Here is a 17943-nt window from a genome sequence, read left to right on the forward strand (position 1 = left end):
CGAAATGACGCAGGATCTCGCCGCCCGACTGACCGACCCTGCACTGGTTATCGCCGTTCTGGTCGCCATCGCCGTCTTTGCGACGCTTTATACGATTGCCATTCCGTATCTCGAGCGCGGCGATCTCGAAAAGCGCATGAAGGCGGTATCGACGGAACGGGAGCAGATTCGCGCCCGCGAGCGCGCCCGAATGAACGCCGACGGCGGGCGCGGGAAGACGAGCTTGCGTGCCTCGCATAACCATTCGGTCCGCCAGATCGTCGAGAAGTTCAATCTGCGTCAGGCGCTGGTCGATGACGCCACGATGGACAAGCTGAAGGCCGCGGGCTTCCGCTCGCAGAACGCTCTCAACATCTTTCTCGTTGCTCGGTTTCTTCTGCCTTTCCTGACATTGACGCTGACGGCCATCTGGATCTTCGTGCTCGGCAATCTCGCGGAACGGCCGTTTGCCATTCGCATGCTGGTGACGGTGGTCGGCGGCTATATCGGCTTCTATCTTCCCAACATCTATGTCTCCAACCGGATGAGCAAGCGACAGCTGTCGATCAAGCGCGCCTGGCCGGATGCCCTCGACCTCATGCTGATCTGCGTCGAGTCGGGCATCTCGATCGAGGCCGCGATGCGCCGTGTCTCTGATGAGATGGCCACACAGTCGCCGGAGCTCGCCGAGGAAATGGTCTTGACGACGGCCGAGCTTTCGTTCCTGCAGGATCGCCGGACTGCATTGGAGAACCTCGGCAACCGCACCCAGCTCGACGGCGTGAAGAGCGTCACTCAAGCCCTGATCCAGGCCGAGCGCTACGGGACGCCCGTTGCGCAGGCCCTTCGCGTTCTCGCGCAGGAGGGCCGCGACGAACGCATGAACGAGGCGGAGAAAAAGGCCGCAGCCCTGCCGCCCAAACTGACCGTGCCGATGATCCTCTTCTTCCTGCCGGTGCTCGTTGCCGTCATCCTCGGGCCGGCTGGCATACAAGTCTCCGATCGCTTCTGACGCTGCATATTGCGGCGGGTGACGAAAGCCGTTACCTATTGTCGCCCGCGCAACTGGCGACAGAGATGGGTAACCATCGGGGAGCGCGGGCGAAACGGACGCCGCTCGCCTGGGCACGAACATCCAACATCTGGAGTTGCCCCATGTCGTCTCAAGTGATTTTCGTCAGTATACTCGGTGCGATCCTGATCGGTGCAATGAGTCCCGGGCCGAATTTCATTCTGGTGAGCCGTACAGCGATCGCGCAGGGGCGATCGGCCGGTGTTGCAGCGGCGCTCGGCATGGGGCTTGGGGGCGCCTGCCTCGGAGGACTCGCGCTTCTTGGACTGAGCGCTCTCCTTCTGCGCGCCGAAACCGTCTTCGTACTCGTGAAGATTCTCGGTGGCCTCTATCTCGTTTATGTAGGCTTTCGCATCTTCAGGCATGCGTCCACGCCGCTTGCATTCGAAAGCAATGGACCGGAGCGTGCGAGGTCACTCGGCAGCAATCTTGTCACGGGGCTTTTCATCCAGCTCAGCAACCCGAAGACGGTCATCGTCTACGGAAGCATATTTGCCGCACTTCTCCCCGCCGAGCCGGAGCGCTGGTTGATGCTCGCACTGGTGCCGATGCTCTTCGGCATCGAGGCCGGATGGTATATGGTGGTCGCGCTTGTCTTTTCCGCACGTGCCCCGCGCCGCGCCTATGTCCGCGCAAAGGCCTGGATCGATCGAACGGCCGGCGCGGTCATGGCTGGCCTCGGCGCGCGCCTTGCAGCAGAGGGAATCTCCTCGCGGGTCTGGTGAGCTCCGCGACGATCCTGTGGTTCCCGCATCAGTTGGTCTGCGTATCTGCGTCCTTGGCCGCAAGCTGCTTCCACGAATTCTGTTGCGCCAGCATCGAACGCAGATAGGCGACGTTTGCTTCGGCCTGCTGCGGATCGAGCTCTTGGCGTGCGATGCGCTCGGCTTCGTCGAAGCGCCCCTGGAGACCTATCACCAAGGCGAGATTTTGACGCACGCGGCTGTCGGACGTCGGTTGTTGCGAGGCTGACTTGAGATAGGTTTCCGCAGTCCTGAGGTCGCCGGACAGGACGTAGGACATGCCGAGATTGGAAAGCACGGATGGTTCGTTCGGCTTCAGATCGAGGGCCATGCGATAGCGGTTACGGGCCTCCGAGGAGCGGCCGAGCTGATCGAGCACCGCTCCTTCGGCCGAATAAAGCCGCCAGTCCGGGCGGTCGGGCGTCTGTGCTCTCGATATGGTGGACAAGGCCTGCTCCATCTGGCCCGCCGCCGCCTGCGCCTTACCGTAGGCTGCGAGTACATCGCGATCAGCTGGGTTGGCGATTGCGACCTGCTGCATCACGGCCAGAGCTTGAGTGTCGCGGCCGGTCATCATCAGAATGCTTGCGTAGGTCAGGCCCGTTTGCTTGTCCTTGGGATTACGATCATAGGCCGAGCCAATCCGCTCAGCGGCCGCGGCAAGTTCGCTCGTCGTCATCGCCTCGACTGGTTTCGTGAGCTTGGGGATCGACCCGGTGACGGTTGGGTCCTTCTTGGCGGTGGTGGCGCAACCGGCCGTGATTGTCGCGAGCGCAAACATAAAGACTCTGACGGCCATCATCGTGCGATGTGACGTGGTTTTCCTGGCCCCCATGATTCACTTCCCCCTGATGCGGCACTTCCGGCGTCGGCGGAACCTGCAGGTGGCATCCGACGCAACCTTGTGACCAGCAATAATCTGTTAACCCTAACGGAGCGTTAATGTCGGCGACCGCGACTGATTCCGCAGAAAGAGCATCCATGGCGCCCTACCAATATATCGATCGAAAAAGCCCCTTCAGCACGAAGAGCGGGAAGACCCTCCCGATCTTCGCTGTGACACCCGCCCACATCGAGACCGGCACAATCGACCCGATCGCGCTCGATTGGGCGCGCAAGGCGGGCTTCACCGCAGAGGCGGGGGCGTTGCTTCTCGTCCCGACGGCCGATGGCCACCTCGGGGGCGCACTCTTCGGTCTCGGCACCAATCCCTCGGCGACGCCCTTTCTCGCCGGCAGACTTGCCCGCCAGCTTCCTGCCGGTGACTGGCATGTCGAGACCGCGCCACTCACCGCCAATCGCCTCGCGCTCGGTTACGGTCTGGGCAGCTACAGCTACGATCGGTATCGCAAGGAGAACCAGGCTGGGCCGAAGCTGTTAATTCCGCAGGACGCTGATGCGGCCGACATCAAGCGCCAGCTCGCCGGCGTCTTTCTTGCGCGAGACCTCATCAACACGCCGACAAACGACATGGGCCCAGGGGAGCTTGAACGCGTGTTCCGGTCGGTTGCGGAACACTACAAGGCAGAGGTTTCCGTTATCGTCGGCGACGATCTTCTGCAGGCCAACTTCCCATTGGTTCACGCGGTCGGTCGGGCGAGTGCAGAGGCGCCGCGTCTTCTCGAGATGCGGTGGGGCAAGGACGGCCATCGCCGGGTCACTCTGGTCGGCAAGGGCGTATGTTTCGACACCGGAGGCTTGGACATCAAGCCTGCTTCCTCGATGCTGCTAATGAAAAAGGACATGGGCGGCGCAGCCAATGTCCTGGGTTTGGCGCTGATGATCATGGATGCAAAGCTCAAGGTCGATCTGCGTGTCATCATCCCTGTCGTCGAGAATTCGATCGGAGGGAATGCCTTCCGGCCCGGTGATGTCTATCGCAGTCGTAAGGGGCTGACCGTACAGATCGACAACACGGACGCCGAGGGGCGGCTGATACTCGCTGATGCGCTCGCCTATGCGGACGAAGAGGAAACCGATCTTCTCATCGACATGGCAACTTTGACCGGCGCGGCGCGCGTCGCGCTCGGCCCGGACCTGCCGCCCGTCTTCACCGACGATGAGGAACTTGCCGCAGAGCTCATCGATGCGAGCATCGAAACGGACGATCCATTTTGGCGGATGCCGCTCTACATGGGGTATGACAAGAGTCTGAAGGGGCAGATTGCTGACCTCACCAACGCGCCGGCCGGCGGTATGGCTGGTGCGATCACGGCAGCGCTGTTTCTCAAACGGTTCGTAAGCCGCGCCAGAAGCTGGGCCCATTTCGACATCTTTGGCTGGGCGCCCTCGGAACGTCCGCACTCACCAGTCGGCGGCGAGGCTCAGGCGATCCGTGCGCTCTACCGCTATCTGCGCTCCAGTGTTCGCTGACGGCGCGGGGTGCTTGCCGCCGTGAGTCTTGCAAACGGCGGGCGATTGCCGGAAAAGAGGTTCGTCGTGAAGCCGGATGACGTCGGATGAGTGTGGAACTGACTGCGACCGAGGCATTGTGCCTCTGGCACAGGGTGACGGTGCAACAGGTTCTGCAGGACAATCGCGATTTGACGCTTCGGCAGATGGCGATTCTCCTGCAGATCTATCTCGTGCCACCGCCACACACCGTGCGCGGGCTCGCGGCGACGCTCGGGGTGACCAAGCCGGTGATTACCCGTGCACTGGATACGATGGGGGAAATGGGCCTCGTCGAGCGCGTCAGGGACGACCGCGACCGTCGCAACGTGATTATCAAGCGCACTGTTGGCGGCGCGCTCTACCTCGAGCGTTTCGGTGACCTCGTCATCGAAAAGGGCCGAGCTTTGGGGATCTGAGAGGGTCTTATGGCACTGGACAGACGATTGAATGCCTATCGTGAAGACCTCGCCGACAAGTCGCTGGAGGGGCAGGTGGCCGCCCGCCGCTTCGTTGTTGGCGAACCGGCGCGGATCGGCTTGCCGGTTGCGGCCCTTCGTCCAAAACCTGACCTCGCGTCCGGCATGGACACGGAGGTTCTCCTGGGAGAAGAGGTGACGGTCTTCGATCGCGCAGATGGCTGGGCGTGGGTGAAGGCGGCGAACGACGGCTATGTCGGCTACCTGCCGGACGCAGCGTTAGGGTCGCCCGGTGCCGTGCCGACCCATCATGTAATCGTCCCCCGTACCTTTCTGTATCCCGGTGCGGATCTGCGCTTCCCCGCCTCTGCTGCCCTTTCGATGGGGAGCCGCCTCGCGGTCGTCGGCGAGGCCGAGACCCGAGGCACTCGCTATCTCCTGCTCGCGGACGGCCGGGCGATCGTTGCAGGGCACTGTCTGCCGATCGGCACCTATGCGAGTGACGACTACGTGGCCGTTGCAGCCCGCTTTCTGGAAACGCCCTACCTGTGGGGCGGACGTTCCGGCTTTGGTATTGATTGCTCCGGTCTCGTCCAGCTCTCGCTGATGATGACGGGCCGCTCGGCGCCCCGCGACACCGACATGCAGGCCGTCGGACTCGGCACCGAGATCGGACGTGACGATCTGAGGCGCGGTGATCTCGTCTTCTGGAAAGGCCATGTCGCGATCATGGAAGACGACAAGACGCTGCTTCACGCCAACGGGCATACGATGACCGTCGCGCGTGAGGATTTCGAGGCCGCGGTGAAGCGTATCGGCTGGCTCTATGACTTGCCGACCGGTTATCGCAGGCCCGTCCGATGATCGTGCGCCGGATGGCGGTCTTACGCTTCCCGGCTCCCGCACCTATATGATGCCTGGCGGTCAGCTTTCGGATCAACCGCCGGCGGGGAACCAGAAGGGCAAGTCCATGAAGATTGTTTCGGCATTGCTGAGCTTGTTCTTGGGCATGTCCGCCGTAATGCTCCCGGCTCAATCGGGCGAAACGCGGTTGATCGACCCTTCCGGCTACTTCAAGGATTTGCCCGGCGTCACCGCCCCGGACGCGTCGCGCAAGGAGCCGGAGTACAGGTGCACGACGGCTACCCGCCGCTTCCGCAACCGGGACGACGTCGGTTTTTCCGACACCCTGCCTGCGCTCGTCTACCGCTGCACCCGTGACGGCGTCACCTTCGAGAGCCGCAATCCTCCATTGACCGGCTCCTGGTATCCCGGCGTCAATCCACGCGATATCGAGAAATAGCGCCTTCATTCGGCCTACGAGCCTTGCGAGGAGAGCAGGGGTGCCTTTCCCGGACGGCCTTTCCTCTGCCGAGACAACAGTCTAGGCTGTGGGGATGTTCAAATTCTCGTCGCTTTCGAGGGTCCTCGCCTGGAGCCTCCTTTTCACGATCTTCCTCGTCACCATCAGCCCGATAGGTCTCAGGCCCCACACGCTGACGACGGTCAATCTCGATCGTGGTGCCGCCTTTGCGGCAATTTCCATGCTCTTCGTGCTGGGCTATCCCGATCGCTGGAAGCGGATAGGCCTGCTCCTGGTCGCAGGCGCCGCTCTCTTCGAGATCATGCAGGTCATTTCGCCGACTCGACACGCTCACGTCGAGGATGCGCTTGTGAAGTCGTTGGGCGTTCTGGTCGGGGTGGCTGCCGGCTATGCCGCATCATATCTCTCGGCCTCAGTGCGCCCGTCACTCGTCCCTCGTTCGGCGTCCGTTCGGAAGGACTGACACGAATTTCTAAGCTCACCGTGAACGAAGATGCCAGTGTGCAGGCGCCGGGGTGATCGCGCCGGTGCCCGAAACGATAAAAGCCCGGACGAACCGGGCTTTTATCGTGTTTTCAACGCCGTATCTACGGCTTGAAACGGGAACTTGGTGCCCAGAAGAGGACTCGAACCTCCACGCCTCGCGGCACAGGTACCTGAAACCTGCGCGTCTACCAATTCCGCCATCTGGGCGACGGTCACGCATGTAAGGGGGTCGCCTCCTGCTGTCAACAGGCATTTTGAAGTTTTCGTGTCGGCAGTCGAGAAAGCGGTGTGGCGCCTTGCGACGGTCCCGGATATCGGCGGAACAACAGGCGACTTGCGACCGCGGAAAGGCGTGGAGCAGGACCCCGAGTCGTCTTCGAAAAGCCATGATCGCACCCAAGATTCGGACGGGTGGAGAACAGATCGTTCGGGTCGATCTGTCTTGTGATCCTCCAGACCGGGTGGCATCGCGGATAGGCGGACGACGGGGAGACACTCAATGCATAAGATCCGGAATTTTCTGCTTGGCGGGCTGTTGGCTGTGGCAAGTGCACTGCCGATGCCGGCCAGCGCCACCATGCCTTCAATGCCCGGGGAGCGCGAAGCGGCATCTACCAATGTCGTACAGGCGGTCGTCGTCTGCGACCGCTACGGCTGCTACGACACTTGGCGCCGACCACCTCCGCCACCACGTTGGCTGCCACCACCGCCTCCACCACCGGTCTATCGGCCGGGTCCGCCCTATTACCGTCCGGTTCCACCGCCGCCGCCCTATTGGCGTTATCATCGCCCGCCACCGCCGATCTACCGTGTGCCACGCTCCTGGGACAATCACGTGCGATGGTGCCTCGAGCGCTATCGTTCCTACAATCCGCGGACGAACCGCTATGTCGGCTACGACGGCTACTTCCACGTCTGCCGCTCGCCTTATCGGTGAGCTGAACCGTACGCCAAAGAAGGCCGGATCTACACTCGGCCTTCTTCAGCCTGCATTGTCCGGGCTCGGCCCGGGCCGGTCGACATGGCCGAGATCACGGTCCGGTTCGATCACGTCGCGTATCCGCTGCTTTAGCTCCTTCGGGCCTGGAAAGCCGCCGTCCCGCTTGCGCTCCCAGACCAGGGTTCCGTCGACCCGGACTTCGAAATTGCCGCCGGTGCCGGGAATGAGGGCTACCTCGGCGAGGCTGTCGGGGAATGTCTGCAACAGCTCCTGCGCCATCCAGCCGGCGCGCAGCAGCCAGTTGCACTGGGTGCAGTAGAGAATGGTGATGCGGGGTTTGGTTGGCATGTTCCTCTCCGTTCGCAACGATGATATCGGTCCGGCCATGGGTGGTCCACCGGACCAGGTTCAGGGCTCTTGAATCCGCCGTGCGGTCATGGTCATCTGCCACCGGATCTACGGGAATCGGAGCAGATCGCAAGCATGCGTGTGGCTATCGTCGAAAACATGCCTTCTACCCAGCATGGGCTGGTCGGCGTAGCGCTCCGGGAGGCGGGGGCGGCGATCGAAGTTATCCGGGCCTTTGCCGGCGAACCTTTGCCGGCCGACATCCATGACCACGACGCCCTGGTGGTCTTTGGCGGCGAACAGAACGCCCGCGCCGATCACATCCATCCATATCTGCCGGCGCTCGCCGGTGTGATGAAGGACTTCGGCGAAGCCGGCAAGGCTGTTCTCGGCATTTGCCTCGGCAGCCAGGTGCTGGCGCGCGCCTATGGCGGCGAGAACCTCATCGGCGCGGCGCCCGAATTCGGATGGCGGGATATCATGCTCGCCGACGGCGCGAGGAGCGATCCGGTCCTGGGCCATCTGGGCCGGCAGTTCGTTTCGTTCCAGTGGCACGACGACACGTTCACACTCCCGCAGGGCGCCACCCGTCTTGCCGAGAATGACATTGCCCAGAACCAGGGATTTCGCATCGGCAGGGCAGCCTACGGTATGCAGTTTCACTTCGAGGCGGACCAGCCGGTCGTCGAGGAATGGATTCGTCTTTTTCCTGCGCATGTCGAGCGCAAGGCGCCGGGATGGCTTGCCCGCCATCCGGAACACGCCGCGAGGAACGCGGCGAAAGCGGACGCTTCCGGCCTTGAGATTGCCCGCGCCTGGGTCCGTCAGATCTGACGTCGTCGTGACTTGATCCGTATCAAGTCAGGCGACAGCTCCGTCGCTACCATGCATGCATACCGACGGAGTTCTGATATGAGTCTTGCCGCTTTCGCGACCGCCCTCTTGCTGCTGCTGCTTACGCCGGGGCCGACGAACACGCTCCTTGCCGTGGCAGGAGCCAGCCGGGGCGTCCGGCGGTCGTTGCCGTTGATGGCTGCCGAGATCGCAGGGTATTTCACGACCGTGCTGCCGCTCGTAATCTTTGCCGGGCCTTTCATCGCCGACGCTCCGCTCTTTGCGACTGCCGTGAAGCTCTGCTCATCCGCCTGGGTTCTGTCGCTCGCGGTGCGGCTCTGGACTAACTCTCCCGCGGACCGCGAGGTCTGTATTCGCATGCAGTGCGTCTACTGGACGACTGTCACGAACCCGAAGGCCCTGATCATCGGCTTGGCGCTTATACCGGCCGGAACGCCGCAGATTGCAGCCTATCTGGCTGTTCTTGCGGCCACGATCCTCGTCGTCGCGGCGCTGTGGCTTTCCTTCGGTGCAGCGGTTATCGGCGCGATCCACCGCCGCCATCCGGCGCTGATCGGCCGGCTCGCTGCAACCTGCCTTCTCCTCTTTGCCGCCGGTCTCGCCGGCCGGGCGGTCGGTCTCGTCTAGGAAAGGTGGGGCGAAACGTGCCTTAACGTTGGCGCGCCTTGCGCAGTTGGCGGGCGTGATCATCGCGAACGATCGCCCCGCGGCGGCGATCCGGCGAAGCGCCACCGGCCGCAAGCTCGTCAGTACGCATCGTGGTGCGGCCTGCCGGCGGGTCGCCGATGTTAGAGGCGCTGGATACGGTCATGGCACCGCCATCCTGTCGATAGGTGTAGCTGTCAGCCCGGCGCCAGGTCTCGATACGGTCGGCGCAATCGATCGGATCCAGGTCCTTGAGCAAGGCATCTGCGCGCGTCAGTTCGGTGACTGTTTCGGACAGATGCGGATAGAGGCACTTGAGCACGAAGACGGTTTCATCCGCTGGCATGGCCACGCCCGTAAGGGTCACGGCGAGCTGGCGACCGGAAATGTCGAGCATGATGCGTTCGGCAAGCCAGCGGCTTGCGGAAAGCACCTCCGACAGCGTCGAACAAAAGTGATCCGCCTCGCCAGTACGGGCGAAACGTACCAGCAGCGCTTCCTGCATCGGCGTTATCGTGCGCATGCCCAGTCGGTCGGAAGCGGGGGCGCTGAGATGACTGGCTAGCCGTTTGATGCGCTGGCGCAGTTCTTCGCTGTGATCCTGCCGAGCTTTTTCCGTGGAGGTGACATTGTCGGAGCGTTCATCGGCGCCGGACCGCACAGGCCCCATGCTGTGACGAAGGCCGACAAGCGCATCGATGACTGTGGGCGACAGCGACGGCCGGCGCACGATGGCGCGGGCATGCGCCGCACCTTGCGTTCGGGCAATCATGATGAGGAGATCATCGGAAAGGCACGGAGACGAGGCGAGAAACGGGGCCGCGACCGCGATCGGCTGCGATGCGATGAAAAGAGCGACGGCTGGCGGGACGTTCGGATTCTGCGAAAGAGCTGCGACCGCCTGACGCCGGGCGTCTTCAGAGGAAGCCTGGAAGAGGGGTGCGAAGAGTTCCGCGAATTGCCTCAACTCACTCTTTCGCGGATGTCGAACGTTCTCGAAGCTGGTGACGGTCGCCATCAGAACAACGTCCTTCTTCCGCAACCCCTGGGGTTTTTCCAGTTCCCGAAAGCGATCGACCACGACAAGACCTTAACCTTACGCAAGACAGATATGAGCCAAACTAGAACAAATTTGTTAGCAAGCTGTTAACTAAGCTGTGCGTGAATTGGGATGTAGTCGTGGAACTGCACGCCGATTCGCTTGCAGGCACACGTTGTTAGGCGTGCCCCGTCTGGTGGGCCGTGAGTATCGCCCCACCGTCGGTTCGCGCTGGAGAAAGGCGCAGATGATCCGGCCGTGATCCAAGAGGGAAGCTTTGCCGGGCTGTGCCGGCCCTTCAAGACGGAGGGCAGGGTGAAATCGATTTCTTCATCCTTCTCGGCCAAGAAACGGAGACGAGCATGGCGGAGATCGTGAGATTGGAAGAACGGCTGGCGCGCCAGCCGAAACGGCGGGCGGAGCACCACGAGGCGGTGATCCTGCTCTTCACGGGGGTTCGGTACGAGTACCGCGACGGTCACCTCGTCCGCACAAGCGATGTGTTCGACGGGCCGTGCGTGCCTCAACCGAGGGGCAAAGATCCCCTGCCCCACTGATCGCTTCGGACTTGCAGCGGCAGAACCGCCGCTAGTAGTCGGAGAACGGCGCACACACGGCGTCCGCGAGAAACTCTCTCGCGCTTTCCTCGAAACTCGCCTGCGGGGCCATGGTTCGCAGGACCGCATAGCCGAGTGGGTCCTGGAGTTCGACGGTAATCGTCCGCGACAGGGAGTCCGGCAGCGTCTTTCGGATACGGCCGAGTTGGATGGTCGAAGCTGCGAGCACATCGACGCTCCCATCGACAGAGGTTCGGTCGTTTATGCTGAAGACTTCGTCGGAACGGCTGTTGTAGACCGCGAGCGACCAGAAGCCGGGACCTTTGCCGGCAAGAAGCCTCACCGGTTGGCTCGTGACATCAAAATGGCAGACCGCGACCTTCACATAGGGATCGAGATTGGCAAGCCTCTGCCCCTCGCTCACGTCCGGCAGGCTGTAGAAGGCGTTTTCCGGACCTTCGGCCTGCACGCGCGTATACGCGTCTTGTCCGGTAAAGCTCGGAAGTGCCAGGATAATGAGGATGTGCAGCAGCGCCGCTCCAACGATCCCCGTCACGGCTGCAAAGATAAGCTTCCTAACCATTCCCGCACCCGATGCGTTCCAGTTCCGGCATGTCGAGGCCGATCAGGCCGGAACTCCCCGCCGCCGGGGTGTCGAGAAGCGTCAGTACCAGCGAAAACGACCCCGTTTGTGGCAGCGCCAGCCAATTGCCGGGCCGGGGACCGGTTGCGATCACGATATCGAAACTGCCGTCCTGATGGCGCAGCACCGTTCGAGCGTTGAAGGAGGAGGGCAGCGATTCTGCTGCCGGTAGTGGCCGGCCTGCCGCGTTCGCGGCGTAAAGAGTCCAGGTGCGCGCGGTCGGTGTGCGACCATGCAACCGGTAAGCACAATTCGCGTTCAGCCGTCGTCCTTGCTCGTCCTCTGTTGCAGTAAAGACCAGCCCCTCTGCCGATCCGTAGAGAAGTCGCCCTGCCTTGGCCCGATGCGACCGGGCGTAGGGATCGGCCGACGCAGTCTGCGCCTCGGGAAACGCTTGCCACGCGCCGCGCCTTATCGCTCCGAAGCCGGCCGATGCTTGCAGCGCCCACATTGCGGAGAGAATGCCGCCGCCGAAAGCGATGGTGAGCGCGACGGCAATGAGGAAAGGAACCCGGAACACCTTGTCGACCAATTCCATGTTGTCCGGCTGCAAGCGGTATCATTCAAACCATTGAAGTTCAAACGCAACCGAAGTCCGCTGGACTGTTTTCTGTCGCCTATCCGGGATCGCGGGCGGGCGCGGAAGCGACCTTGCGGGGGGTGGCGACGGGCTTGGCCTCTTTCAACATGCGCCCGATCTCGTGAATCAGCCGGGTCGAATCCGCGGACAGTGATCGGGGCCGCATGAGCGGCGGCAGCCCCGACGGTTCGCCTCCGGTCGGCGCCGCCGCAACCTTTGGGGTCGCGGCTTCCGGCACCGGATTTTCGACGCCGGGAATGGCGCGAAGCTCGATGCCCTGGTGGGCATAATCCATCAGCTTTTTGAAAGTCATCGCGGGGACCGAACCACCGGTCATGTTGTTGGTCGAGGTGTAATCGTCATTGCCGAACCAGACGGCGGCCGTGTAGTTCCCCGTGAAGCCACAGAACCATGCGTCTCGATAGGCCTGCGTCGTGCCGGTCTTGCCGCCGGTCAGTACGCCGTCCACCGCAGCTCGGCGCCCCGTTCCGACATAGGGGACACGCGTCAGCATCTGGTTCATGTAGGCGGCGGCGGTCTCGGAGAGCACCCGCTGCGGCGGCGGTTCATCCCGCGAGAAATCGTAAAGCACGTCGCCGTCATAGTTCATGATCTGTGCGATGCCGTGACGGCGAGACTGGTAACCGCCAGCGGGAAACACCGCGTAAGCCGTGGCCTGGTCGAGCACTGTGACTTCGGAGGTTCCGATCGGAATCGTCACGTCTTTGCGGATGGGCGTCTCGATGCCGAACTTCTTCGCTTCGGCCATGATCTTGTCGATCGCGTTTGGTCCCAGCTTCTCCTTGGCGAGACGGACCGGAATGGTGTTGATCGACTTGGCGAGAGCAGTCTTGATGTCGATCCTTCCGGCATAGCTGTTCCCGTAATTGTGCGGGCTCCAGTTGCCCCAGGAGATCGGGGCATCGACGATCGGCGAGTCGGGAGTCAGACCCGATTCCATCGCCAGCGAATAGGTGTAGACCTTGAAGGAAGAGCCGGGCTGACGCAGCGCCTTCGTCGCGCGGTTGAACTGGCTTTCGCCGTAGTCGCGGCCACCCACCATCGCGCGAACAGCGCCACCGTTCTCGACTAGGGCCAGCGCCGCCTGTTTTGCGTTATAGCTTTCGCCGTATTCGCGCAGGCTGGAGGCGACCGCCGCCTCCGCGGCTTTCTGAAGACCCATGTCGATGGTTGTTCGCACGACCAGAGAGTGCTGAGGAAGACGTGCCGCGAGCCGTTGCACCTCGTCGAATGCCCAATCGAGGAAATAGTCAGGCGCCTCGGCGTCATCGCGGTCGACGACCGTGGCCGGGTTGCGGCGTGCACCAATGACCTGTCCTTCAGTCATGATTCCGCTCTGCACCATGTTGGACAGAACCTCGTTGGCACGTGCCCTCGCCGCCGGAAGGTTGACGTGCGGCGCATACTTCGCCGGCGCCTTGAAGAGACCCGCGAGCATGGCGGATTCGGCGAGACTGACCTCCGTGATGTTCTTTCCGAAGTAGAACTGCGCCGCCGCTGCGGCACCGAATGTCCCGCCGCCCATGTAGGCGCGGTCGAGATAGAGGGACAGGATTTCTTTCTTTGTGAGATTGGCCTCCAGCCACAGGGCCAGAAATGCCTCCTTGATCTTGCGTTCGAGCGAGCGCTCGTTGGTCAGAAAGAGGTTCTTCGCGAGTTGCTGGGTAAGCGTCGATCCGCCCTGCACAACGCTTCCGGCACGCGCGTTCTCGTTCATGGCGCGGATAAGGCCCAGGAAATCGATGCCGAAGTGGTCAAAGAAGCGGCGATCCTCGGTCGCCAGGACCGCTTTGATCAGGTGGTCCGGTAGGGCGTCAATCGGCACCGAGTTTTCGTGGATGATGCCGCGGTGGCCGATCTGGTTGCCGTAGCGGTCGAGGAAGGTGACGGCGAAATTGCCGCGGTTGCGCCAGTCCTTCTTGGTTTCTTCGAAGGCCGGCATCGCAAGCGCCAGCAGCAGCACGCTGCCCGCGACGCCGAGGGTCATGGCTTCGCCAAGCACCTCGAAAACTGCTCGCTTCCATCCATGCACGCGGAAACGGCGGAAGAAGATGGTGATCTCCTCCCAGGCTTCTCCGGCGGCGAACCCCGCATTCCACACGGTCGAGTCGATCCAGGAATCGATCCGCAGAAGAATGTGGCTCTTCCTGCGCGATCTCCTTTTCGGCGGTTCGGGCTCCTGCACCTTAGAACTTTCCCCGTTGGCGCGTTGAAAGCTTGACGAGGCCGCCGCCGCACGCCACAGGAGGGCGTCGAGGCATGGAGCCGTCGGCATAGACTTGATACATGGTCCATTCGGGCCCAAAGAACAAGAAGAAAGCGGCGTCACGTAGCCGCTCCCGCAAGGTGTGATGATGAACGAGATTCCTTACTGGAAACGCAAGACACTCGCTGAAATGACGGCGGAGGAATGGGAAGGCCTCTGCGACGGCTGCGGGATTTGCTGTCTCAACAAGCTCGAGGACTGGGATACCGGGGAGGTCGCGTTCACGTCGGTGGCTTGCCGGTTGCTCGACGCCCACAGCTGCCGGTGCAAGGACTACGAGAACCGTCAGGCCACGGTGCCCGACTGCATTCGTCTGACGCTGGATGAGGTGGAGACGATTTCGTGGCTGCCGCCGACCTGCGCCTACCGGCTGATCTCCGAGGGCGAGGATCTCTATTGGTGGCACTATCTGGTATCCGGCGACCGGGAAACGGTTCACCAGGCCGGCGTTTCCGTGCGCGGCCGTACGGTGAGCGAGGAGGTCGTGCCGGTGGAGGACTTCGAGGACTACATTGTCGACTGGCCCCTCAGGGTTGGCGAATCGTGAGCCGGCACCGCGCCAATGCGTGACGTACTGTAGGTGGATGCCACACCGCTACGGCGTCTTTCACCACGCTCGGCGTTTCGGATATTCGAGAAAATTCGCTTTTGCCTCTTGACCCTCCCATGATGGGAAGGTCCATCTAGGGTGGCAGAGGTGAAAATCATGAACGAACTGCCGACAAGACTGAACCAGATGTCATCGCGCGCCGCCGCCATCGAGGTGCCTATCGAGGGCATGACTTGTGCATCCTGCGTCAAACGCGTCGAGAAGGCGGCCGCGGCTGTGCCCGGCGTCGCCGAAAGCGCCGTGAATTTTGCGAGTGAGACTCTGACGGTAAGGCCGCAAGAGGGCTTCACTGCGGAGAAGCTCCTGGCGGCGATCCATGCCGCCGGCTACGAGGCGAAGCCGGAGACGATCGAACTCGAAATCGAGGACATGACCTGCGCCTCTTGCGTCGGTCGGGTCGAGAAGGCCCTAAAGGCTGTGCCGGCCGTCGAACGCGCCACGGTCAACCTGGCGACGGGGCAGGCGATCGTCTCCGTGCTTGGAGGCAAGACCCAGGTGCCGGCCTTGCTCGACGCGGTCCGCAAGGCTGGCTATGGCGCTAAGTTGGTGGCCGACACGGACAAGGGAGATGCCGCGCAGGCAGCGCGCGCCCGCGAGATCGGCACGTTGACCCGCGATTTCGTCATCGCGTTCATTCTGACCCTGCCGCTTATCGTCACAGAGATGGGTAGCCATCTCTATCCGCCGCTGCACCACACGCTGATGGAGATCTTTCCTGGAAATCTCCTGAACTACATCCAGTTCGCCCTGGCGACGGCCGTTCTGCTCGGACCGGGTCTCCGCTTCTATCTTAAAGGGTTTCCTGCGCTCCTGCGGGGCGGACCGGACATGAATTCACTCGTGGCCATCGGAACGTCGGCAGCCTACGGCTATTCTCTCGTGACGACGTTCGCGCCCGAATTGTTGCCTTACGAAGCGCGCAACATCTACTACGAGGCGGCAACGGTGATCGTCACGCTCATTCTGCTCGGGCGATTGCTCGAAGCGCGAGCCAAGGGACGTACCGGTGAGGCGATCCGCAAACTCGCAGGCCTGCAGGCGAAGACGGCTCGTGTCGAAAGAGACGGCGTCACGGTCGATGTCGCGACGGAGGCAGTCATCGTCGGCGATGTCGTGGTGATCCGCCCCGGTGAGCGTATTCCAGTTGACGGCACCGTGATCGACGGCGGCTCCTATGTTGACGAGTCCATGATTTCCGGCGAACCCGTACCTGTCGAGAAAGGCGCGGGCGCGACCGTCATCGGCGGCACGATCAACACGAGTGGGAGCTTCCGCTTCCGGGCGGAAAAGGTCGGCGCCGATACCATGCTTTCCCAGATCATTCGTATGGTCGGGGAGGCACAAGGAGCGAAACTGCCGATCCAGATGTTGGTCGACCAGGTGACGGGCTGGTTCGTACCGGTGGTCATGGTGATCGCGGCACTTACCTTTGTCGCCTGGGTGCTCGTCGGGCCCGAGCCCGCCTATACCTACGGCCTCGTCGCCGCGGTCGCGGTGCTGATCATCGCCTGCCCTTGTGCGATGGGGCTTGCCACTCCGACGTCGATCATGGTCGGCACGGGACGTGCGGCGGAGTTGGGTGTGCTGTTCCGTAAGGGCGAGGCCCTGCAAAAACTGCGCGAGGTCGGCGTCGTCGTCATGGACAAGACCGGAACGATCACGAAGGGCCGGCCGGAGCTTACCGACCTCATTGTGGCGGACGGATTTTCCGAGGACGAGGTACTGATGCTCGCCGCCAGCCTGGAGGTGCGTTCGGAGCATCCGCTGGCAGAGGCAATCGTCAACGCGGCGGAAGTCCGCAAGATTGCCCTGGCCACTGTCGAGAAGGCCGACGCGATGCCGGGCTTCGGCATTACGGGCATCGTGGCCGGTCGTGCCGTGGCGGCCGGCGCCGACCGACTGATGGCAAAGCTCGGACTTTCGGTTGCGCTCTTCACCGACGTCGCTCGCAAGCTGGCAGCCGAGGGAAAGACACCTCTTTACGTGGCTATCGATGGCGTTCTCGCCGGAGCGGTCGCCGTTGCCGATCCCTTGAAGGAGGCGAGCCCCGCTGCGGTTTCGGCGCTGAAAGCGATGGGCCTGAAAGTGGTTATGGTGACCGGCGACAACCGCGGAACTGCGGAAGCGATCGCCCGCGCTGCCGACATCGACGAGGTGATCGCTGAAGTGTTGCCGGCGGGTAAGGTGGACGTGATCCGGGAATTGAAATCGAAGGGGTCGACGGTCGCCTTCGTCGGCGACGGCATCAACGATGCCCCGGCACTGGCGAGCGCGGATACCGGCCTCGCCATCGGAACCGGCACTGATGTGGCCATCGAAAGCGCTGACGTCGTGCTCGTCGGCGGCGATCTCGGCTCGGTCGTTCATGCAATCGAACTGAGCCGCGCGGTGATGCGGAACATACAGCAAAACCTGTTCTGGGCCTTCGGCTACAATGTTCTCCTCATCCCGGTGGCGGCGGGGGTGCTCTATCCCGCCTTTGGTCTTCTGCTGTCGCCGATGATCGGCGCCGGTGCGATGGGCTTGTCGAGCGTCTTCGTTGTCACCAATGCGCTACGTTTGAAGCGGGCGCAGGTGACTCGGCTTTCCTGACTAGGAGGAAGAGACATGAATATTGGTGATGCTTCCGAGGCATCCGGCGTTTCGGCCAAGATGATCCGGTACTACGAGGAAATCGGCCTCGTGCGGCCGGCGAGCCGCACCGCTTCGAACTATCGCCTTTATGGCGAAGAGGAAGTGCATCGCTTGCGGTTCATTCGCCGCGCCCGTTCCCTCGGCTTCTCGCTCGAGGAGACGGAGCGGCTGCTGAAGCTCTGGGACGACAAGAGCCGTGCGAGCGCGGAGGTGAAGAAGGTGGCGCTTGCCCACATCGTCGACCTCGAGGAGAAGATCGCAGCCATGAAGTCGATGGTGGCCACGCTGACGGAGCTCGCCGATTGCTGCCAGGGCGACCACCGGCCGAACTGCCCGATCCTTGCCGATCTCGCCGGTCCGGACGCGCGACGCAGGGGCCACTAGGCCATGG

21 protein-coding genes, 1 tRNA gene and 1 riboswitch are annotated in these 17943 nt (G+C 62.5%); of the genes, 15 read left to right on the plus strand and 7 right to left on the minus strand.

Annotation, left to right across the window (positions count from 1 at the left end):
• Positions 1–4 precede the first annotated feature (4 nt).
• Both EUU22_RS16935 and EUU22_RS16940 read left to right on the plus strand, forming a co-directional pair.
• Entirely contained in the window at positions 5–991 is a 987-nt protein-coding gene (locus EUU22_RS16935) for a type II secretion system F family protein (RefSeq protein WP_129333180.1), read from the plus strand.
• A gap of 39 nt (positions 992–1030) precedes the next feature.
• A riboswitch (ZMP/ZTP riboswitch) is annotated at positions 1031–1113 on the plus strand.
• A 21-nt stretch (positions 1114–1134) separates the two neighbouring features.
• Positions 1135–1776 carry a LysE family translocator gene (locus EUU22_RS16940; RefSeq protein WP_129333181.1) on the plus strand — a complete coding sequence of 214 codons (642 nt, stop codon included), beginning with the start codon at positions 1135–1137 and terminating at the stop codon, positions 1774–1776.
• 28 nt (positions 1777–1804) lie between these two features.
• Here the strand turns inward: EUU22_RS16940 and EUU22_RS16945 are convergent, their stop codons facing one another.
• Complete coding sequence (locus tag EUU22_RS16945) at positions 1805–2629, minus strand: tetratricopeptide repeat protein (protein ID WP_129333182.1); 825 nt, start codon at positions 2627–2629, stop codon at positions 1805–1807.
• Between the two features lie 146 nt (positions 2630–2775).
• Here EUU22_RS16945 and EUU22_RS16950 point away from each other — a divergent pair, with 146 nt between their 5' ends.
• The 5 genes from EUU22_RS16950 to EUU22_RS16970 all read left to right on the plus strand — a co-directional run bounded on the left by EUU22_RS16950 (position 2776) and on the right by EUU22_RS16970 (position 6391).
• On the plus strand, positions 2776–4167 hold the full coding sequence (locus EUU22_RS16950; RefSeq protein WP_129333183.1) for a leucyl aminopeptidase family protein: 1392 nt from the start codon (positions 2776–2778) through the stop codon (positions 4165–4167).
• Between the two features lie 86 nt (positions 4168–4253).
• Positions 4254–4604, plus strand: a complete 351-nt coding sequence (locus EUU22_RS16955; protein WP_129333184.1) for a MarR family transcriptional regulator — start codon at positions 4254–4256, stop codon at positions 4602–4604.
• 9 nt (positions 4605–4613) lie between these two features.
• Positions 4614–5468, plus strand: a complete 855-nt coding sequence (locus EUU22_RS16960; protein ID WP_129333185.1) for a C40 family peptidase — start codon at positions 4614–4616, stop codon at positions 5466–5468.
• A 106-nt stretch (positions 5469–5574) separates the two neighbouring features.
• Complete coding sequence (locus EUU22_RS16965) at positions 5575–5907, plus strand: hypothetical protein (protein ID WP_165351201.1); 333 nt, start codon at positions 5575–5577, stop codon at positions 5905–5907.
• A 94-nt stretch (positions 5908–6001) separates the two neighbouring features.
• Entirely contained in the window at positions 6002–6391 is a 390-nt protein-coding gene (locus EUU22_RS16970; protein WP_129333187.1) for a VanZ family protein, read from the plus strand.
• A 145-nt stretch (positions 6392–6536) separates the two neighbouring features.
• Here the strand turns inward: EUU22_RS16970 and EUU22_RS16975 are convergent.
• Positions 6537–6621: transfer RNA gene (locus EUU22_RS16975), tRNA-Leu, on the minus strand.
• Positions 6622–6913: 292 nt separating this feature from the next.
• Here EUU22_RS16975 and EUU22_RS16980 point away from each other — a divergent pair.
• A complete protein-coding gene (locus EUU22_RS16980) occupies positions 6914–7351 on the plus strand; it encodes a BA14K family protein (protein ID WP_129333188.1) in 438 nt (145 codons plus the stop codon).
• Between the two features lie 45 nt (positions 7352–7396).
• Here EUU22_RS16980 and EUU22_RS16985 read toward each other — a convergent pair whose 3' ends face one another.
• Positions 7397–7702 carry an Rdx family protein gene (locus EUU22_RS16985; protein WP_129333189.1) on the minus strand — a complete coding sequence of 102 codons (306 nt, stop codon included), beginning with the start codon at positions 7700–7702 and terminating at the stop codon, positions 7397–7399.
• Between the two features lie 135 nt (positions 7703–7837).
• On the opposite strand from EUU22_RS16985, the gene EUU22_RS16990 reads away from it, so the two are divergent.
• Both EUU22_RS16990 and EUU22_RS16995 read left to right on the plus strand, forming a co-directional pair.
• Complete coding sequence (locus tag EUU22_RS16990; RefSeq protein ID WP_129333190.1) at positions 7838–8536, plus strand: type 1 glutamine amidotransferase; 699 nt, start codon at positions 7838–7840, stop codon at positions 8534–8536.
• A 78-nt stretch (positions 8537–8614) separates the two neighbouring features.
• On the plus strand, positions 8615–9184 hold the full coding sequence (locus EUU22_RS16995) for a LysE family translocator (protein ID WP_129333191.1): 570 nt from the start codon (positions 8615–8617) through the stop codon (positions 9182–9184).
• 22 nt (positions 9185–9206) lie between these two features.
• On the opposite strand, the gene EUU22_RS17000 is transcribed toward EUU22_RS16995, so the two are convergent.
• A complete protein-coding gene (locus EUU22_RS17000; RefSeq protein WP_439329159.1) occupies positions 9207–9974 on the minus strand; it encodes a hypothetical protein in 768 nt (255 codons plus the stop codon).
• Here EUU22_RS17000 and EUU22_RS26285 point away from each other — a divergent pair.
• Both EUU22_RS26285 and EUU22_RS17005 read left to right on the plus strand, forming a co-directional pair.
• Positions 9945–10352 (plus strand): hypothetical protein, encoded by a 408-nt coding sequence (locus EUU22_RS26285; RefSeq protein WP_439329160.1) that lies wholly within the window; start codon positions 9945–9947, stop codon positions 10350–10352. The genes EUU22_RS17000 and EUU22_RS26285 overlap by 30 nt on opposite strands.
• A 251-nt stretch (positions 10353–10603) precedes the next feature.
• Positions 10604–10798: a hypothetical protein gene (locus EUU22_RS17005; protein ID WP_129333193.1), complete on the plus strand. Its 195-nt coding sequence runs from the start codon at positions 10604–10606 to the stop codon at positions 10796–10798.
• Between the two features lie 31 nt (positions 10799–10829).
• On the opposite strand, the gene EUU22_RS17010 is transcribed toward EUU22_RS17005, so the two are convergent.
• The 3 genes from EUU22_RS17010 to EUU22_RS17020 all read right to left on the minus strand — a co-directional run bounded on the left by EUU22_RS17010 (position 10830) and on the right by EUU22_RS17020 (position 14317).
• Positions 10830–11381, minus strand: coding sequence for a DUF1254 domain-containing protein (locus EUU22_RS17010; RefSeq protein ID WP_129333194.1), 552 nt, complete (start codon positions 11379–11381; stop codon positions 10830–10832).
• Positions 11374–11961, minus strand: a complete 588-nt coding sequence (locus tag EUU22_RS17015; RefSeq protein WP_129333735.1) for a DUF1214 domain-containing protein — start codon at positions 11959–11961, stop codon at positions 11374–11376. The genes EUU22_RS17010 and EUU22_RS17015 overlap by 8 nt, the downstream gene beginning before the upstream one ends.
• A gap of 97 nt (positions 11962–12058) precedes the next feature.
• Entirely contained in the window at positions 12059–14317 is a 2259-nt protein-coding gene (locus EUU22_RS17020) for a transglycosylase domain-containing protein (RefSeq protein ID WP_129333195.1), read from the minus strand.
• 79 nt (positions 14318–14396) lie between these two features.
• Between EUU22_RS17020 and EUU22_RS17025 the strand changes: the two genes are divergently transcribed.
• From EUU22_RS17025 to cueR, 3 genes are all read left to right on the plus strand, one after another.
• The gene (locus tag EUU22_RS17025) at positions 14397–14855 is read left to right on the plus strand and encodes a YcgN family cysteine cluster protein (RefSeq protein ID WP_129333196.1); all 459 of its coding nucleotides are present in this window, start codon (positions 14397–14399) and stop codon (positions 14853–14855) included.
• A 159-nt stretch (positions 14856–15014) separates the two neighbouring features.
• Entirely contained in the window at positions 15015–17510 is a 2496-nt protein-coding gene (locus EUU22_RS17030; RefSeq protein WP_205687913.1) for a heavy metal translocating P-type ATPase, read from the plus strand.
• A gap of 15 nt (positions 17511–17525) precedes the next feature.
• A complete protein-coding gene (cueR, locus tag EUU22_RS17035; protein ID WP_129333197.1) occupies positions 17526–17936 on the plus strand; it encodes a Cu(I)-responsive transcriptional regulator in 411 nt (136 codons plus the stop codon).
• Positions 17937–17943 lie beyond the last annotated feature (7 nt).

Source organism: Ciceribacter ferrooxidans (assembly GCF_004137355.1).
GTDB classification, from domain to species: domain Bacteria; phylum Pseudomonadota; class Alphaproteobacteria; order Rhizobiales; family Rhizobiaceae; genus Allorhizobium; species Allorhizobium ferrooxidans.

Excerpts from the sequence above, each read along its gene's own strand:
- EUU22_RS16935 (WP_129333180.1), top strand. The coding sequence starts at position 5 with ATGACGCAGGATCTCGCCGCCCGACTGACCGACCCTGCACTGGTTATC.
- EUU22_RS16940 (WP_129333181.1), top strand. The coding sequence starts at position 1,135 with ATGTCGTCTCAAGTGATTTTCGTCAGTATACTCGGTGCGATCCTGATC.
- EUU22_RS16945 (WP_129333182.1), bottom strand. The coding sequence starts at position 2,629 with ATGGGGGCCAGGAAAACCACGTCACATCGCACGATGATGGCCGTCAGA.
- EUU22_RS16950 (WP_129333183.1), top strand. The coding sequence starts at position 2,776 with ATGGCGCCCTACCAATATATCGATCGAAAAAGCCCCTTCAGCACGAAG.
- EUU22_RS16955 (WP_129333184.1), top strand. The coding sequence starts at position 4,254 with ATGAGTGTGGAACTGACTGCGACCGAGGCATTGTGCCTCTGGCACAGG.
- EUU22_RS16960 (WP_129333185.1), top strand. The coding sequence starts at position 4,614 with ATGGCACTGGACAGACGATTGAATGCCTATCGTGAAGACCTCGCCGAC.
- EUU22_RS16965 (WP_165351201.1), top strand. The coding sequence starts at position 5,575 with ATGAAGATTGTTTCGGCATTGCTGAGCTTGTTCTTGGGCATGTCCGCC.
- EUU22_RS16970 (WP_129333187.1), top strand. The coding sequence starts at position 6,002 with ATGTTCAAATTCTCGTCGCTTTCGAGGGTCCTCGCCTGGAGCCTCCTT.
- EUU22_RS16980 (WP_129333188.1), top strand. The coding sequence starts at position 6,914 with ATGCATAAGATCCGGAATTTTCTGCTTGGCGGGCTGTTGGCTGTGGCA.
- EUU22_RS16985 (WP_129333189.1), bottom strand. The coding sequence starts at position 7,702 with ATGCCAACCAAACCCCGCATCACCATTCTCTACTGCACCCAGTGCAAC.
- EUU22_RS16990 (WP_129333190.1), top strand. The coding sequence starts at position 7,838 with ATGCGTGTGGCTATCGTCGAAAACATGCCTTCTACCCAGCATGGGCTG.
- EUU22_RS16995 (WP_129333191.1), top strand. The coding sequence starts at position 8,615 with ATGAGTCTTGCCGCTTTCGCGACCGCCCTCTTGCTGCTGCTGCTTACG.
- EUU22_RS26285 (WP_439329160.1), top strand. The coding sequence starts at position 9,945 with ATGCGCCGCACCTTGCGTTCGGGCAATCATGATGAGGAGATCATCGGA.
- EUU22_RS17000 (WP_439329159.1), bottom strand. The coding sequence starts at position 9,974 with ATGATTGCCCGAACGCAAGGTGCGGCGCATGCCCGCGCCATCGTGCGC.
- EUU22_RS17005 (WP_129333193.1), top strand. The coding sequence starts at position 10,604 with ATGGCGGAGATCGTGAGATTGGAAGAACGGCTGGCGCGCCAGCCGAAA.
- EUU22_RS17010 (WP_129333194.1), bottom strand. The coding sequence starts at position 11,381 with ATGGTTAGGAAGCTTATCTTTGCAGCCGTGACGGGGATCGTTGGAGCG.
- EUU22_RS17020 (WP_129333195.1), bottom strand. The coding sequence starts at position 14,317 with ATGCCGACGGCTCCATGCCTCGACGCCCTCCTGTGGCGTGCGGCGGCG.
- EUU22_RS17025 (WP_129333196.1), top strand. The coding sequence starts at position 14,397 with ATGAACGAGATTCCTTACTGGAAACGCAAGACACTCGCTGAAATGACG.
- EUU22_RS17030 (WP_205687913.1), top strand. The coding sequence starts at position 15,015 with ATGAACGAACTGCCGACAAGACTGAACCAGATGTCATCGCGCGCCGCC.
- cueR (WP_129333197.1), top strand. The coding sequence starts at position 17,526 with ATGAATATTGGTGATGCTTCCGAGGCATCCGGCGTTTCGGCCAAGATG.